Origin of the sequence: Bradyrhizobium sp. RDI18, from assembly GCF_043203335.1 — a bacterium.
Taxonomy (GTDB): Bacteria; Pseudomonadota; Alphaproteobacteria; order Rhizobiales; family Xanthobacteraceae; genus Bradyrhizobium; species Bradyrhizobium retamae.
The window spans coordinates 3848327-3862127 of the sequence record NZ_JBICRN010000008.1; the positions used below are offsets into that span (position 1 = coordinate 3848327).

Annotated in this window: 18 protein-coding genes; 11 read left to right on the forward strand and 7 right to left on the reverse strand. The window is 61.8% G+C overall.

Annotated features, from left to right (window positions below; genetic code table 11):
- Positions 1 to 52 precede the first annotated feature (52 nt).
- Both ACFXS9_RS27560 and ACFXS9_RS27565 read right to left on the reverse strand, forming a co-directional pair.
- A complete protein-coding gene (locus ACFXS9_RS27560; protein ID WP_392694152.1) occupies positions 53 to 283 on the reverse strand; it encodes a caspase family protein in 231 nt (76 codons plus the stop codon).
- On the reverse strand, positions 243 to 1745 hold the full coding sequence (locus tag ACFXS9_RS27565) for a tetratricopeptide repeat protein (RefSeq protein WP_392694155.1): 1503 nt from the start codon (positions 1743 to 1745) through the stop codon (positions 243 to 245). The genes ACFXS9_RS27560 and ACFXS9_RS27565 overlap by 41 nt, the downstream gene beginning before the upstream one ends.
- Before the next feature lie 260 nt (positions 1746 to 2005).
- On the opposite strand from ACFXS9_RS27565, the gene msrA reads away from it, so the two are divergent.
- The 4 genes from msrA (at position 2006) to ACFXS9_RS27585 (ending at position 4080) form a co-directional block, all read left to right on the forward strand.
- Complete coding sequence (msrA, locus tag ACFXS9_RS27570) at positions 2006 to 2725, forward strand: peptide-methionine (S)-S-oxide reductase MsrA (RefSeq protein WP_392694157.1); 720 nt, start codon at positions 2006 to 2008, stop codon at positions 2723 to 2725.
- Positions 2726 to 2734: 9 nt separating this feature from the next.
- Positions 2735 to 3145, forward strand: a complete 411-nt coding sequence (gene msrB, locus ACFXS9_RS27575) for a peptide-methionine (R)-S-oxide reductase MsrB (protein ID WP_392694160.1) — start codon at positions 2735 to 2737, stop codon at positions 3143 to 3145.
- Positions 3146 to 3390: 245 nt separating this feature from the next.
- Complete coding sequence (locus ACFXS9_RS27580) at positions 3391 to 3555, forward strand: DUF3309 family protein (RefSeq protein ID WP_392694163.1); 165 nt, start codon at positions 3391 to 3393, stop codon at positions 3553 to 3555.
- Positions 3556 to 3798: 243 nt separating this feature from the next.
- Positions 3799 to 4080 (forward strand): hypothetical protein, encoded by a 282-nt coding sequence (locus ACFXS9_RS27585; protein WP_057842144.1) that lies wholly within the window; start codon positions 3799 to 3801, stop codon positions 4078 to 4080.
- Positions 4081 to 4149: 69 nt separating this feature from the next.
- Here the strand turns inward: ACFXS9_RS27585 and ACFXS9_RS27590 are convergent, their stop codons facing one another.
- On the reverse strand, positions 4150 to 4686 hold the full coding sequence (locus ACFXS9_RS27590; RefSeq protein ID WP_213287941.1) for a DUF4112 domain-containing protein: 537 nt from the start codon (positions 4684 to 4686) through the stop codon (positions 4150 to 4152).
- 278 nt (positions 4687 to 4964) lie between these two features.
- Here ACFXS9_RS27590 and ACFXS9_RS27595 point away from each other — a divergent pair, with 278 nt between their 5' ends.
- The 4 genes from ACFXS9_RS27595 (at position 4965) to ACFXS9_RS27610 (ending at position 6248) form a co-directional block, all read left to right on the forward strand.
- Positions 4965 to 5162 carry a hypothetical protein gene (locus ACFXS9_RS27595; RefSeq protein WP_392694166.1) on the forward strand — a complete coding sequence of 66 codons (198 nt, stop codon included), beginning with the start codon at positions 4965 to 4967 and terminating at the stop codon, positions 5160 to 5162.
- A gap of 14 nt (positions 5163 to 5176) precedes the next feature.
- Positions 5177 to 5377, forward strand: coding sequence for a hypothetical protein (locus tag ACFXS9_RS27600; protein WP_334370061.1), 201 nt, complete (start codon positions 5177 to 5179; stop codon positions 5375 to 5377).
- 349 nt (positions 5378 to 5726) lie between these two features.
- Positions 5727 to 5960, forward strand: coding sequence for a hypothetical protein (locus ACFXS9_RS27605; RefSeq protein ID WP_392694169.1), 234 nt, complete (start codon positions 5727 to 5729; stop codon positions 5958 to 5960).
- 9 nt (positions 5961 to 5969) lie between these two features.
- Entirely contained in the window at positions 5970 to 6248 is a 279-nt protein-coding gene (locus ACFXS9_RS27610; protein ID WP_392694172.1) for a DUF6719 family protein, read from the forward strand.
- A gap of 20 nt (positions 6249 to 6268) precedes the next feature.
- On the opposite strand, the gene ACFXS9_RS27615 is transcribed toward ACFXS9_RS27610, so the two are convergent.
- The 3 genes from ACFXS9_RS27615 to ACFXS9_RS27625 form a co-directional block, all read right to left on the reverse strand.
- Complete coding sequence (locus ACFXS9_RS27615) at positions 6269 to 6922, reverse strand: response regulator (RefSeq protein WP_392694175.1); 654 nt, start codon at positions 6920 to 6922, stop codon at positions 6269 to 6271.
- The gene (locus ACFXS9_RS27620) at positions 6919 to 9012 is read right to left on the reverse strand and encodes an ATP-binding protein (protein WP_392694177.1); all 2094 of its coding nucleotides are present in this window, start codon (positions 9010 to 9012) and stop codon (positions 6919 to 6921) included. Before ACFXS9_RS27620 ends, ACFXS9_RS27615 begins: the two co-directional genes overlap by 4 nt.
- A 162-nt stretch (positions 9013 to 9174) precedes the next feature.
- On the reverse strand, positions 9175 to 9597 hold the full coding sequence (locus ACFXS9_RS27625) for a DUF5413 family protein (protein WP_392694180.1): 423 nt from the start codon (positions 9595 to 9597) through the stop codon (positions 9175 to 9177).
- Positions 9598 to 9999: 402 nt separating this feature from the next.
- Here ACFXS9_RS27625 and ACFXS9_RS27630 point away from each other — a divergent pair, with 402 nt between their 5' ends.
- From ACFXS9_RS27630 to ACFXS9_RS27640, 3 genes are read left to right on the forward strand one after another with little or no spacing between them, the layout of a single operon-like run.
- Positions 10000 to 11070, forward strand: a complete 1071-nt coding sequence (locus ACFXS9_RS27630) for a glycosyltransferase (RefSeq protein ID WP_392694182.1) — start codon at positions 10000 to 10002, stop codon at positions 11068 to 11070.
- Positions 11051 to 11239 carry a hypothetical protein gene (locus ACFXS9_RS27635; RefSeq protein WP_392694185.1) on the forward strand — a complete coding sequence of 63 codons (189 nt, stop codon included), beginning with the start codon at positions 11051 to 11053 and terminating at the stop codon, positions 11237 to 11239. Before ACFXS9_RS27630 ends, ACFXS9_RS27635 begins: the two co-directional genes overlap by 20 nt.
- 32 nt (positions 11240 to 11271) lie before the next feature.
- Positions 11272 to 12321 carry a glycosyltransferase family 4 protein gene (locus ACFXS9_RS27640; protein ID WP_392694188.1) on the forward strand — a complete coding sequence of 350 codons (1050 nt, stop codon included), beginning with the start codon at positions 11272 to 11274 and terminating at the stop codon, positions 12319 to 12321.
- A 60-nt stretch (positions 12322 to 12381) separates the two neighbouring features.
- Here ACFXS9_RS27640 and ACFXS9_RS27645 read toward each other — a convergent pair whose 3' ends face one another.
- A complete protein-coding gene (locus ACFXS9_RS27645) occupies positions 12382 to 13503 on the reverse strand; it encodes a DUF2336 domain-containing protein (RefSeq protein ID WP_392694190.1) in 1122 nt (373 codons plus the stop codon).
- Between the last annotated feature and the right edge of the window lie 298 nt (positions 13504 to 13801).

Genomic DNA, 13801 nt, shown 5'->3' on the forward strand with positions numbered 1-13801 from the left:
GCGGCAGCATGGATTGCTTCGTCGCTGGCGCTTCTCGCAATGACGGGTGTGGCTACCTCCCCGCCACGAAGTAGAAATCCTCACGCCCCGGCAGCGAGCCGTAGGTGAACGGCTGTTGCGTGCGGTTGGTCGCCTTCCAGACATCATCACGGACGATGTCGAACAGCTTGCGTACCTCAACCTTCGGCTCCTTGATGACGCGCGCGAGGACAGTGGCAAATGGGCTGTTGAGGGAATCGCCGTCAAGCGCGGTCTCGCCGTGCTTGGCGGCGTAGACCACCATGAAGCCGGCTTCCGGCTCGATGTTGGAGAAGCCGCGGTTGACCAATTTTAGCGAAATCGTCCGCTGCATGGTCTTTTTCGAAGGGATTGTCGCGGCAGGCATCGAGCATCACCAGCCGCAGCTTTCGCGCGCCGGCGACCGCGGCGATCACCTGCTCGAGCGCGACCGCCTGCGTCTCCGCATCGCTGTCCGTCTTCAGCCTGGCATCGACCGGGATCAGGTAATTCACGCCGCCGATCTCCATGCCGTGACCGGCATAATAAACGACGGCCCAGTCCGCCTTTTCGGCCTCCAGGCCGAATTCGTGCAGGGCGGCGAAGAATTTGTCCCTGGTGAGATCGGGCGCCAGCGTCACCGTGGCAAAGCCGAGTTCGCGAAAGGTCGATGCGATCAGTTTGGCGTCGCGCGGCGGATTATCCAGCGGGGCGGCATTCTTGTAGGCGCCGTTACCGACGATCAGCGCGACCTTGCGCGGCCCCGCCGGTTGTGACGTCGACGGCGCGGCGGTGCCCAGCAAGGCTTCCAGCCGCTCCTTCGCGATCCCGCGCGCAAGCGTAGTATCGATGTCCTCGCGTCTTGCCGCGACGGCGTTGGCCGCCGAGCGATAGTCGGCGCGGGCGGCGGCAAGGTTGCGGCGTTTCTCGAAAAGCTGCCCGCGGCCGACATAGGCGCGGACGTAGTTCGGATTGATCTTGAGCACCTGGTTGTAGTCGTTGAGCGCGGCATCGAGGTTGCCCTTGCCGAGATAGGCATTGGCACGGCTGGTCAGCGCGTAAACGTTGCTCGGCGACTTGGCCAGCGCCGCATTGCAGTCAGCGAGCGCGTCATCGAACCTGCCCATGCTGGTGTAGGTAACGCACCGGTAGGCCGGAACATGGGGACCATCGGGATTGACCTTTTGCGCCTCGGCATAGTCGGCGAGCGAGGCCTCGTACAGCTTCATCAATCCTTGCAGGCGGCCCCGGTTGTAGTGGTGCAGATAGCGGCTCTGGTCATTGAAGATATGTTTGACCGCCAGGTTGAACTCATCGAGCGCCCGCTGCAGCTCTCCCCGGCGCATGAAGATGACGCCGCGGTTGTTGTAGGCACTGCCGAAGCTCGGGCGCAACTGCAGGCACAGATCGTAGTCGGCGAGCGCGCGCTCGTCGTCGCCCTTGTGGCTGTAGGCAATGCCGCGTGCGTTGATGACGTTGATATTCTGCGGCGCGATCTCGTGGGAGGCGGTGAACGCCGCGATCGCGCCGTCGTAATCGCGCTTCTTCACCAGGGCATCGCCGCGATACCAGAAGGCGGCTGCCCTGGAGGTCCCCGTGATCTTCTCGTCGGCAATCACGCTTTCGCAGGCGGCGAGCCGGGCAGCCGGTTCCGCCGAGTTATTTCGGCAGGTTTCGACATCGCCGGCAGCCCGCGCGGGGCCGGCGGCGACAAGCAAGACGAGACCCGGCAACAAGGCCCGCAACATCGGCGAACGCTCCGGCGCATGGATTTTTGGTCGCGGCGCGCGACCACCGATTCATTGTGGAAAGACAGGCCCGCACTGGTCAAGTGACGGAGATCACCCCTCCAAATACTTGGGCAGATGGTCCTATTCACGAACTCGTGTGGCGCACCCCGTAACAATCCGCAGCCATCGCCGTATGTTGGGCATCGGCGATAATTGAGCCGATTGCGAAACGCCGGTCTCGATCTAGACTGCATCAACCAACGCCGAAAGAGGAAACCATGTCCCCTCGCCATTTCAGCCGCCTGTCGCTCGCCGCTGCCGCCATCGGCACGCTGGCCGTCGCGGCCTTCGCCGCCGCGCCTTCGCGCGCCTCGGAAGCCGCCGTCGTCATTCCGGCCCCTGCCGTCGACGTTCAGGCTGCCGACGGCATCCAGACCGCCGTGATCGCCGGCGGCTGCTTCTGGGGCGTGCAGGGCGTGTACCAGCACACCGCCGGCGTGCTCAACGCGGTGAGCGGCTATTCCGGCGGCAGCAAGATGACCGCGAACTACACCATGATCGGCACCGGCACGACGGGACACGCCGAGGCGGTTGAGATCAAGTACGATCCGAAGAAGATCAGCTATGGCAAGATCCTGCAGATCTTCTTCTCGGTCGTGCACGACCCGACGCAATTGAACCGCCAGGGCCCGGACATCGGCACGCAATATCGCTCGGCGATCTTCACCACCAATGACGAGCAGAAGAAGGTGGCGGAGGCCTATATCGCCCAGCTCAACGCCGCCAAGGTCTACAAGAAGCCGATTGTGACCAAGGTCGGCCCGCTGCAGGCGTTCTATCCGGCGGAAGACTATCACCAGGACTACCTGACGCTGCACCCGAACCAGCCCTATATTGTCTTCAACGACATCCCGAAGATCGAGAATCTGAAGAAGATCTTTGCGGAGAACTACGTCGAGCAGCCGACGCTGGTGCGCAACGCGAAGGCTACCAATTAAGGAGGGCAAATGTCCGATACCAAGACATCCGGCAAGGTCGTCAAGAGCGAGGCCGAATGGCGCAAGGAACTGACGCCGATGCAGTACGCCGTGCTGCGCGAGAAGGCGACCGAGCGGCCGTTCTCGGGCGAATATGAGCACGAGCACCGCAAGGGCACCTATACCTGCGCCGGCTGCGGCCAGACGCTGTTCGAATCCGATGCCAAGTTCGATTCCGGATGCGGCTGGCCGAGCTTTACGCAGCCTGCAGTGGGCGGCCATATCGATGAAGAGCGCGATTTCAGCCACGGCATGATCCGCACCGAAGTGCTGTGCTCGAAATGCAATGGCCATCTCGGCCACGTCTTCAACGACGGCCCCGGCCCGACCGGCCTGCGCTACTGCATCAACTCGGCGGCGCTTAAGCTGCAGCCGAAATAAGCTCCGATCCGTTCCGGTCGACGAGACGAAGAAGTGACGACGTCGTCGCCATTCTCCGATGCGCAATTGCGCATCGGGGAATCTCAGGTGCGCAATTGCGCCCTATGGTTCGCGTCTTCGACGCGCCCCGGAATGACAGGTGTCCCCTCTCCATTTCGGTGGATCGACCAAGGACTCGCGGCCCGCGATATGCTTTGATCCGGGCCGCGGGCGTCGTTTTCCGCGGGCCTCGGGGGGAGCAAGCGATGTCGCTGGGAACGCTACTCGTCATCATCCTGATTATTTTCCTGCTGGGCGGCTTTTCCGGCCGTTTCGGCGGCTATGGCTATGGCGGGGGCCATTCCGCGATGGGGCTCGGTGGCGTGATTTTAATCGTGCTTCTCATCCTGCTCCTGCTCGGCAAGCTGTAAGCCAGGGAACCCATTGAAGTAACGGAACCCATTGAAATAACTTGATTTAATTTACGCATCCCGCAGCCATGCGTGGATTCATCATCACCCCCGATGTCGGGCTTCAGGGGTCGCATTTTCGTCAAAGAAGCTTATATTGGATAGCGAAATGACGTGCACGGCGTGGCCCGCCACTGTGGCCCACCGTCATCCAATCCCCATTGCTCATACGAAAAGAGCCGAAAAAGATTGAGGTCACCGTCCATGCGTCCATTCAGCTACAACACCGCCGCCGAACTGTTTCCCGCCGCGATCCGCAAGAAGAAGCGGGCCGGGTTTGCCTATCGGCGTTTTGGCACCGCGGCGGAAGCGGTTCGCTTCGCGATCGAGGAGCTGCCTGCGGACTCGCTGAATGGCGCCTATCTCCAGGTCGAGGAAGCCCGCTTTGACCAGAGCGGCATCCGCTCGCTCTATGAAAGCGAGGCGTTCCCGCTGCCGCGCCGTCCGCGCCCGGCCGCAACCGACGACAAGGCCGACGCGGCGTAAGGCTTCCACTTTCTCAAACAGCGCGCCCCCGGAAATCATTTCGGGGGCGTTTTTCTTTAGCGCGTTTCCTTAGCGCGGCTGCTTATCGAGCCAGCGCTTGAGCATGCGGACATTGCGTACGTTGGCGCGGAACATGACGTCGAAGGCGTCGCCCGCGACCGGCACCAGGCCAACCGCGCCGTCAACCGCAACATTGGCAAGCATCCGCGCCGTGATGTGCCAGGGGGCGCCAAGCGCGCGTGCCTCGCGCACCACCCACAGCGAAATCGCCGTCGTAATGATGTCGCCGACCACCGGGATCAGGCCGATCAGCCCGTCGATGCCGTAGCGGAAATTGGTGCCGGGCACGATGAAGGCGACATCCAGCAATTTGGCGATGGCATCGAGCCTCGCGATCCGCTGCTCGCGCGTCAACTCGCCGAACGGATTGGCGGCGGAATGACCGAAGTCGAACCGCATTCCCTCGAACCGCGTATGCAGGTTCGGCTCGGGAAGTTCGCGCCCCTCCTGGTCTATGACCGGCCCACGTCCGGGCGCGCGCGTCCGGGACGATGGTCCGGAACGCGAACGGGGCGGCGTAAAGATATCGTCGTCTGGCATGGCCATCAGATGGTAACGCGAATGCGAGGCGCAAGTTGCGTCATGCGGTCGCTGCTTTGCGTGGGTCGGATCCGAAAGGTCAGCGCTGTCATCCCGCCAACGGATCTGGAGTGGCGGGCACGACGCAGATGCGCCTTTGCTCGTGACGGGCTTTTCCTGACATCCCCGAACGAAGCATGATTCTAATATGCCTTGGTTGCGCGCGAGGCAGGTGGAATGCGCGCAGCGGGTCGACCCGCCATTGAGACGCCTTCGGACAAATCAACGGCACGAAGTGAAGACAGATGAAGAAATTCGTCCAGCTCGCAACTGGTTTGTTTCTCGCACTGGGAAGTGCGGCGATCGTAGCCTACGCGATCGCGCACCTCGCGCAACATAGCCTGGGCTTTCCCCGATCCATACTTCGAGAGCAGGCGCTGATCTGCGCGGCCATTCTCTTTGGCCTCGTCACGATCGAGTTCCTCGCAAGCCGAGAGAAATAGCAGGGTAGCCGACGATGAGGATCATAGACCTGGCTGTCGCCGTCATCTTCTTTATCGCGAGCGCCGGCGTGACCGCACTCCTGATGGCCGTGTTCATTCACTACGGATTGGGAGTCCCTCCGGCGGCATTGAGAATGAATGCCCTCATCTCGGCCGGCGCCCTCAGCGTTGTGCTCCTGGTAGCAATGGCGGGGGCTCACGAGAGCGAGGACTAGTTCGCGGACAACGGGAAACGGGGGCTGGAATGTTCAGTGGCAGGACAACCGATAATCGACCTTTGGCGTATTGCGTTCCATGCTCGGAAAGGACGCCGCACCGATACGAACGATGGGGCGTCAACCGACGTCTCACATCGAAAGCCATCTGCCTGGTCTGCAACAATGATTCGCGCGGCGGCGCGGGTCACAACAGCGCCGCCGAAATCGCATCCGCAAAAGTAGGCCCAGTGTGAGCATCACTGTGATTGACAGGTTTTTCCTGACGCGCCGGCACAGGATTGCACTCTAGGATGGCGGTCATTCGTGGGAGGCGCCGCGTGCGCAATCGGAACGAGGAGCAGGAAGGGTGGGTCGAACCAAACGCAAACTGATCAAGCTGTCTCGGGCCAAGCTGCTGCATGAGCGGGCCGTCTTTTGCAGATGTCTGGCGATTGGCGCGGCCGATCCAGGATTTGCCGAAAAACTTCAGATACTGGCCGACGAATATGAGGCCGAGGCCGCGCAGGCAGCACTACAAGCGAGCCCGCAGGCTGGACTCGGCGAGGCCCTCAACGCCCAGCCGCAGCATCAGACAGGTTGACGGATTCCAGTGCAGACCAATGAAGGTACGAAGGATTTCCTGCAAGATGGCAGGCTGGGGTGGTTCCTGACGGCTTTGTTCATCGTCCAGCCGTGCATAGCCCAGAAGCTCCATTCTTACGAACCGCTGATGATGGATCCATACTCCACCATCTACGTCGATGATGGCTCCTGTTCGGCTGGCAAGGTCTTGAAGGTACAGGGCGCAGCGAAGAATCATCGCCGGAAAAAGAGCTGCGTGCCGCTGAGTGATCTGCAGCCCGGCACGCGCTCCGGATCGGCAAAGTAGCCGACTGCGAGACAAAGCGCTCAGTTTGGAGCAGCGAGCCAGCCCCGCCTGATGCCGTAGCGGACGATATCCGCGCGGCTGTGCAGGCCCTTCTTTTCCGATGCTCGCGCCTTGTAGGTCTCGACGCTTTTGACGCTCACCTCCAGCTCGCCGGCGATTTGCTTGTTGCTGAACCCTTGAGCGACCAGCTTGAGCACATCCTCTTCGCGCCGGCTGAGTTCGCCGCCATCGCCGTTATCGGCCGACGTCAGTTCGGGAGCGCTCTTTGACGCCTTGTCGGCGATAGCGGGATCGAGGTAGATGGCGCCCTCGTTGACGGCCCTGATCGCGCGAAGCAGCTCGTCTCCGGCGGATCGCTTCAGGAGATATCCCCGTGCGCCAGCTTCGAGTGCCGGATGAATATAGGCGCGGTCTTCATGCACGGTCAGCGCAATGATCTTTACCGCCGGGCACCGCTTGCTCAGCCGGCGCGCGAGTTCCAGGCCGCTGATGTCGGGCAGCGAAAGGTCGATCACCGCAATGTCGGGGGAGCATTCGCAAATGGCTTTCAGTCCCGTTGTCCCCGTATTCGCCTCGCCGACGAGTTCGACCTCGGGCACGCCTTGTAACAGCGCGCGTATGCCGGCGAGCACGACCGGATGGTCATCGACAAGCGCGATGCGAATGGGCGTCATGCGCCGGTCTCCTGCACTTCCATCTCCTGCACTTCCAGGGGGATCTGGACAAAGATCGTGCTGCCTTTTCCTGGCGCGGATTCCACCGCGATCGTGCCGCCGAGCAGCGCGACGCGCTCCTTCATGCCGGAGAGGCCAAGTCCGGACGGTTGACCGCCGCCCATCGCATTGCGGTTGACGCTTTCCGGATCGAAGCCAACGCCGTCATCCTCGAGAACAAGCGCCAGCCCGTCCGATTTCTTCTCGAGCACGATACTGACCTTGCTGGCGCTGGCGTGCTTCAGGACGTTGGTCAATCCCTCCTGGACCAGTCGATACAGCACCGCCGCGACATCGGGAGGCAGCGAATTGTCCCGCCCGAACGTCTGGATATCGATGCGAACGCCATAACGCTCCTGCCACTCCGCGACGTAGGCTTCGATCGCCTTGAAGATTCCGAGGTCGTCGATCGCGGTCGGCCGCAGGTCCGACGCGGTGCGGTGAATGTCCCGGCCGATCTGCGCAGCAAGCTGTTCCAGCCATCGCACCTGCTCGGCGGCTGCTTCCGGGTTGCTGCCTTTCGCCAATCCCTGTTCAAGCGCCTTGAGGCCGAGCGACAATCCCGTCACCGTTTGGCCGATCTGATCGTGCAGTTCTCGCGAAATCCGGCGCTGCTCCTCTTCCTGGGCCGAAGCCAGGCGACGAAGCAAGTGAGAACGCTCGGCCTCCGCGCGCTTGAGGATATCGATGTCGGCAAGCACGCCATGAATCACATGACGCCGGTTAGGCGGACCTTCCGCCCTGCCTGCGGCACGCAACCAATATTCGCCGCGATCGTCGGATTGTACCGGAAATTCGACGCTGCCTGATTTGCCGCTTTCGAGACAAGCGCCGCCGAACGAGGCCAGAGCCGCGCGGTGCGCTGGTTCGAGCAACGCAAAGATCCGGTCCGCGGACCATCTGGTTTCGCCCGATCGGGCGCTCGGCAAACCCAGCAATGCGCCAAAGCGGCTGCAACCGCTGAACTCGTTTGCGGTCAGATCCCAGCGCCATGTACCGAGTTCGGCGGCATCGATGGCAAGCGCGCCGCGTTTTTCGCTGTCCAGCAGCGCTGCGGCCGACTGAAGCGCCTCCATGCGACGCCGCTGCGCGATCTCGCGGGCGATCACCAGTCCAAGCGCGATGGCGAGCCCGACACTCGCCGCCGTTCCTCCGAACAGCAGCCGCAACGAGCGGGATACGGGAGCATTCAGTTCAACGACTGGAACGCCCACGTGGACCGACCATCCTTCCGTTCCCGCCAAGCCGCGATGGACGGTTTCGACATCCATTCCCTCCCGTGTCTGGGTGCGCAGCGAATTCGAGCCGCCGCGGGCAATGGCTTCCTGCACCGCGGGCGTCTTTGCGCTTGCACTGACGGCTCCGGCATCAGGCGTTCGCGCGACAATCTCGTCCTTGGCGTCAATGACGGTGCCGGCCCATCCGGCGGGCAGACCGGCCTGACCAAGAATGGTACCGATCTGATCGGGCAACAGCCCGACGGTCAGGACGTAGCGAAGTTCGCCCTCTCGAACAACCGGCACACGCAGTGCCACGAGCCGCTTGCCGATGGAGGCCTGGTACGGCCCCAGCCCGCCAAGGACCGGCTTACGTGTGCGGAGCACGGCGTCGAAGCTTTCGCTGTCAGTCACCGGCCCGAGCGGCGCGCCGAGCGGCCGCAATACGTTGAGGACCTGTTCCTGGTCCGGCTTGGTCAGGAAGGCAGTCTCCCACAGCGGACGGGCGGCGACTATTCGTTTCGCCTCGCGATAGAAGTCGCCCAAATTGCCATCGTCGAGCGCGGCCGAGCTTGCAAGCGTCTCCGCGACCTGTATTTCGTGGGCAATTTCGCCCTCGATCCGGTGCGCCACTTGCGTCAGCGCCTCGGTGGCGGCTTGGCGGGCGTAGCTCCGTTCCTGGTCGGCGGTGATATAGGCCATCCATCCCCCGAGCAGCAGGACCGGAATGGCGGCCGTCAGAACCAGCGCGGTGAAAAGCCAGACGGCTTCCTTGCTTCGGCCCGAACCGGAGGAGAGCCTGTTACTTAACTCCGCGATCATGGACGCGCGCATGCTGGTTCGCCGCCGAAAACTGACAACGCCGTGGGCTCCCTTTACGTTGCATTCCCCGATCGGACCAGCCTGACATTCGTCTGCCAAGCGTCAACTTGACGGCTGAGGTCAGGTAATTCCTGACGTTCGGCCGGCGGAACGAACATGGCGCGCGGGGGTGAATTACGTCGAATGCACTGGCTGCGGCTCGTCCACGTATCGGTGCGCGAGCCACGACGCCAGCACCGCAGGCACCATGGCGACCATGCCGTAGAGCAGAAACTGCACCACGCCGGTATCCGGTCCGCGCGAACCATAAAGCAGTTCTGACGCAGCAAATCCGATGGCGCCCACGATCAGGATTCGCGCCATGAAAGGAATGCGCTTGACGTGACAGAGAATGTCGTCGATGGCGCCAATCATCAGCGCAGGCACGATGCCGAACAGATAGCTGTATTGCAGCGTCTTGGCGAACGCGCCAAGGAATTTCCCGATCTCCGACCAGTTGGTATCGGTCCAGTAGCCCGAGGCCACCGTGGTCGCGAACAGCATCAGGAATCCGCCGACGAACGGGCCGATAGCTCCGAAGATCAGATAGCGTTTCATGGAACTGCCTCCTGGCGCTGGTTACCCAATACAGCAGCTCAAGGGCCAAGTAAATTTGTCCGGTCCACCTTCCCGTTGCGCGAGAATTGCCGATAGCACCAGCATCTCAATCCGGCTGCGCCGAGGGGCGGATGAATGAATGTTCAGCAATATGAAAACGGCTGGACGCAAGCCTGAGGCAACTTCCACACGCTTTCGGACTTATTGCGAATGGGAAAAAGTGGCAGATGTGGACGGGAGCCTTAGCCTGTAACGGCCGGTCGGTTGGAAAGTTGTCAGGCCAGCAGGTTCCCGCTCGCAGATGGCGCTGAGGCCTGCGATCGCGAACTGCCGAGATTTGGAGCGCGTGAAGCGGCATTGCCGCAATGCAAGAACTCTAGAAGAACCACCGAGGCGACTTCGATGTCCACGCTCACTTCCGCCGTTCAACGGTCCACTCTCGGGCTTCATACGCTCGAACAGTACGAGCCGCTCATCGGCGCTGCGACGGTCGAACGCATCGCGGCGAAGGCGGATCGGGTGCGCACGATGCGCGTCGCCCATATCAGTTCGACATTCTACGGCGGAGGCGTCACCGAACTGCTCACACCGCTCACGCTTATGATGAATGCGACCGGCATCGAAACCGACTGGCATTTGATTCAGGGAACGCCGGGCTTCTTTGGCTGCACGAAGAAACTGCACAATACGCTGCAGGGCACCAGCCTGGAGTTTTCCGACGCTGAAAAGACGATCTACGAAGAGGTCGTGTTCGAAAATGCCACGCGGCTTCATCTTGACGACTGCGACGCCGTCATCGTGCATGATCCTCAGCCTCTGCCACTCATCACGCATTTTTCCGATCGGGAAATGCCGTGGCTCTGGCAATGTCACGTCGATCTGTCGTCGCCACACGCCTCGGTATGGACCTATCTACGCCAGTTCATCGAACAATATAACGCAACGATCTTTTCGCTGCCCGAATACGGCCAGGATCTCCAGGTCGGTCAGCATTTCGTCACCCCGGCGATTGATCCGTTCTCGGCGAAGAACCGGGAGATGTCCGACCGCGAGAGACGGGAATTCCTCGGCAACTATAAAATTCCGACAGATCGTCCCTTGGTAACGCAGATTTCCAGGTTCGATCGGTGGAAAGACCCGATGGGCGTGATTGAGGCTTTCCGCAAGGCGAGAGAGCAGGTCGACTGCACGCTCGTGCTCGTCGGCAATAATGCCTCTGACGATCCCGAGGGCGGACAAATCCTCGAGACGATCGAGAGCGTCGCCGATGAAGGCATCATTGTTCTCAGCGTCGACGATCCAACCCTGGTGAACGCACTGCAGCGCTCTGCCGCCGTGGTCCTGCAGAAGTCGATCCGCGAAGGCTTTGGTCTCACGGTCGCCGAGGCAATGTGGAAGGGCGCCGCCGTCATCGGCGGCGACGTCGAGGCATTCGGCACCAGATCAAGGACGGATGGAACGGATTTCTGGTGAGCACGCCCGATCAGGCGGCGGCGAGAATGGTCGAGCTCTTGAGGAATCGAATTTGCGGGAGGAGCTCGGTGCGCGTGCGAAAGAAAGCGTACGGCAGAACTTTCTGATGAGCCGACTATTAGAGGATTGGCTCGACCTGCTGTCCAAATACGAACGGCCGGTGGTTTGACGGTTTGGTTCGATCTCGATGGTAGAAAGCCCATGCGGATTGCCCAGATAGCGCCTCTGGCCGAAAGCGTCCCTCCCAAGCTTTACGGCGGCACCGAGCGCGTGGTGGCGTGGCTGATCGATGAGCTGGTGAGCCTCGGACATGAGGTGACATTGTTTGCCAGCGGGGACTCGGCAACGTCAGCCCGGCTTCATGCGGTTTGGCCTCGGGCGCTTCGCCTTGGCCGCCCGCGGACCGACCCGATGGTTGCCCAGACGGCGTTATTGGAAGCGGTAGCCCGCAATGCGACCGAGTTCGATATCATTCACGCGCATATCGATTGGCTGCACCTGCCACTCCTGAGCCGGCTCGGCGTTCCGTTTCTAACCACCTGCCACGGGCGCATGGACTTGCCTGGCTTTCCGGACGTGGTCCGCAGCTTTCCCGACGCGCCGTTCGTTTCGATATCGGACAATCAGCGCGTTGACCTGAGCGAGGCCAATTGGATCGGCACCATTTACCATGGCTTGCCGGCCGACCTGTTTCGACCTTCGTTCGAGGCCGGCTCCTACCTTGCCTTCCTGGGCCGGCTGACGGCGGAGAAAGGACCGGAAGCCGCCATCCGGATCGCGCGCGCTGCCAAAATGCCGCTTCGTATCGCCGCAAAGGTCCCGCGCGGCGATAGAAGCTACTTCAAGGAACAGCTCGAGCCGCAGATCGATGGCGAGCAGGTGCAGCTCACGGGTGAGGTCAATGATGACGCGAAGCGGCAATTTCTGGCAGGCGCTGCGGCGCTGTTGTTTCCCATCGATTGGCCGGAGCCGTTCGGGCTCGTCATGATCGAGGCCATGGCGTGCGGCACGCCCGTCATCGCGTTCAGGTCAGGCTCGGTGCCCGAAGTCATCGACAACGGCATTACCGGGTTTGTCGTAGCGGATGAAACAGAAGCGGTCGAAGCGATCGGAAGGCTCGCCGAACTCGATCGAAGCCAGGTGCGCGGGCATTTCGAGAAGAGGTTCACCGCCAGGCGCATGGCGGAAGAATATCTTCGCCATTACACAGCACTGGCTCGCGACCGCGCCAATGAAGCCATTCCGGCATGAGGCGGTGCTGGTGGATATGGACGAGCTACATGCGAACCCGACGTGCTCGTCGTCTGTAAGCTACCTTCGGCCGGCCGCCGCTACAGCCGCCACGGGCTCGCTCTTCTTCCCAAGGATCCGGTCGGAGCCGAAACGAATGGTCCACTGCGCCACCGACAGCAGTAGCGATTCATAGATCGCCACGCACTGCTCGAGTTCCCGGTCGGTGGATGGCGGACAGTTCGGACGGTTGCGGACGATCATCGTCGTTGTCGACCAGCTCAGCAGCGCCGCCTTGCACGCGACGATCAGGCCGTATACCCGGTCGGGCTCGAGCAAGGGTTCGATGGCCTCGATCTTGACGTCGGCCTTCAGGGCGAGCGCTGCGACGACGTGGGTGTATTCACCCCGCACCGCAAACCGGTTCACGATCAGATCGTTGAGCTTGCCCGTGCGATTGAGCGCGACGACTTCGCTTTGCGCCTGGCTATAATCAATCGCCTTCCGGGCCGCGTCGCCCTGTCCGGCAGCCCCGGCAGAACCTTGGGTTTTCTTCCGCGCAACAGGTCGCGACGCCGTCAAGAACCGCGCGCGGACCACGTCGGCAACTTTGCCCAGAAGCTCCCGAAGCAGACTGCCGGGAATGTCCAATCGAAGCCCGAGCTTTTCCGCGAGGACTTCGTCACGCTCGGCCCGCCCCACCAGCGTCGCGTAACCGCATTCGGAGAAACGCGCGCCGGCGTTGCGCGCGAGCGCGTTTGAGACGTGGACGTCGCCAAATCGCATCAGCGCGTCGGTCAGGGCCTCATTGAGGATCTTTCTGTCCGATATTGCCAGCAAATGCTGCTGGCTGCGGCTTTTGACGATTTCAAGGAGGTCGGCTTCGGACAGGCAGTTGGAGCATCGGAGAACCGGTGCCGCCAGCAAGTGGTTTTCGTGAAATGCAAGCTTGCGGATGGTCTGGCGCGGGGCGCGGTCGATGGTGGAAAGGGCCTCGCTGAGCTGGACCACGGTTTTCGCGTCCACCCGCTCGATCAGGTGGGCGAGAACGCCATCGACGGCAGCGATCTGCGATTCACCGAGACGATCGACATTGGACAGGAACAGGTCCGTCACTTCCCCGAAAATCCGGGCATCGTGCTCGGGCCCCTCCTTTTCGGCGCCATTCAATTCCGCGCGCAAATTCGGCGATGCAGCCGGCATGGCTATGCCGCCTCCGGCCGGGTCGTGCCAGCTCGCCGCGTCACCTTACGGTCCACCGCACGGATGGCCGGCATCTTCGTGAATCCATCGGCAGCGGCATGAACGCGCATTTGAGTGCCATTCGACAGGCTGGTCTCGGCAGCCTTTTTCACTTCAACGACAGCAATGAGGCGGGTGCGAGCAATATCCGCTGATCGTACTCAGCCTTCCCTAACGGGTGGTTGTTGCGGAACGCTGATTTTGCGCATTTTTACGGAGTTTTGGGCAGGTGAAGGCAGGCCCGGCCATCTGCCGGGCG

Excerpts from the sequence above, each read along its gene's own strand:
- ACFXS9_RS27560 (WP_392694152.1), bottom strand. The coding sequence starts at position 283 with ATGGTGGTCTACGCCGCCAAGCACGGCGAGACCGCGCTTGACGGCGAT.
- ACFXS9_RS27565 (WP_392694155.1), bottom strand. The coding sequence starts at position 1,745 with ATGTTGCGGGCCTTGTTGCCGGGTCTCGTCTTGCTTGTCGCCGCCGGC.
- msrA (WP_392694157.1), top strand. The coding sequence starts at position 2,006 with ATGTCCCCTCGCCATTTCAGCCGCCTGTCGCTCGCCGCTGCCGCCATC.
- msrB (WP_392694160.1), top strand. The coding sequence starts at position 2,735 with ATGTCCGATACCAAGACATCCGGCAAGGTCGTCAAGAGCGAGGCCGAA.
- ACFXS9_RS27580 (WP_392694163.1), top strand. The coding sequence starts at position 3,391 with ATGTCGCTGGGAACGCTACTCGTCATCATCCTGATTATTTTCCTGCTG.
- ACFXS9_RS27585 (WP_057842144.1), top strand. The coding sequence starts at position 3,799 with ATGCGTCCATTCAGCTACAACACCGCCGCCGAACTGTTTCCCGCCGCG.
- ACFXS9_RS27590 (WP_213287941.1), bottom strand. The coding sequence starts at position 4,686 with ATGGCCATGCCAGACGACGATATCTTTACGCCGCCCCGTTCGCGTTCC.
- ACFXS9_RS27595 (WP_392694166.1), top strand. The coding sequence starts at position 4,965 with ATGAAGAAATTCGTCCAGCTCGCAACTGGTTTGTTTCTCGCACTGGGA.
- ACFXS9_RS27600 (WP_334370061.1), top strand. The coding sequence starts at position 5,177 with ATGAGGATCATAGACCTGGCTGTCGCCGTCATCTTCTTTATCGCGAGC.
- ACFXS9_RS27615 (WP_392694175.1), bottom strand. The coding sequence starts at position 6,922 with ATGACGCCCATTCGCATCGCGCTTGTCGATGACCATCCGGTCGTGCTC.
- ACFXS9_RS27620 (WP_392694177.1), bottom strand. The coding sequence starts at position 9,012 with ATGCGCGCGTCCATGATCGCGGAGTTAAGTAACAGGCTCTCCTCCGGT.
- ACFXS9_RS27625 (WP_392694180.1), bottom strand. The coding sequence starts at position 9,597 with ATGAAACGCTATCTGATCTTCGGAGCTATCGGCCCGTTCGTCGGCGGA.
- ACFXS9_RS27630 (WP_392694182.1), top strand. The coding sequence starts at position 10,000 with ATGTCCACGCTCACTTCCGCCGTTCAACGGTCCACTCTCGGGCTTCAT.
- ACFXS9_RS27635 (WP_392694185.1), top strand. The coding sequence starts at position 11,051 with ATGGAACGGATTTCTGGTGAGCACGCCCGATCAGGCGGCGGCGAGAAT.
- ACFXS9_RS27640 (WP_392694188.1), top strand. The coding sequence starts at position 11,272 with ATGCGGATTGCCCAGATAGCGCCTCTGGCCGAAAGCGTCCCTCCCAAG.
- ACFXS9_RS27645 (WP_392694190.1), bottom strand. The coding sequence starts at position 13,503 with ATGCCGGCTGCATCGCCGAATTTGCGCGCGGAATTGAATGGCGCCGAA.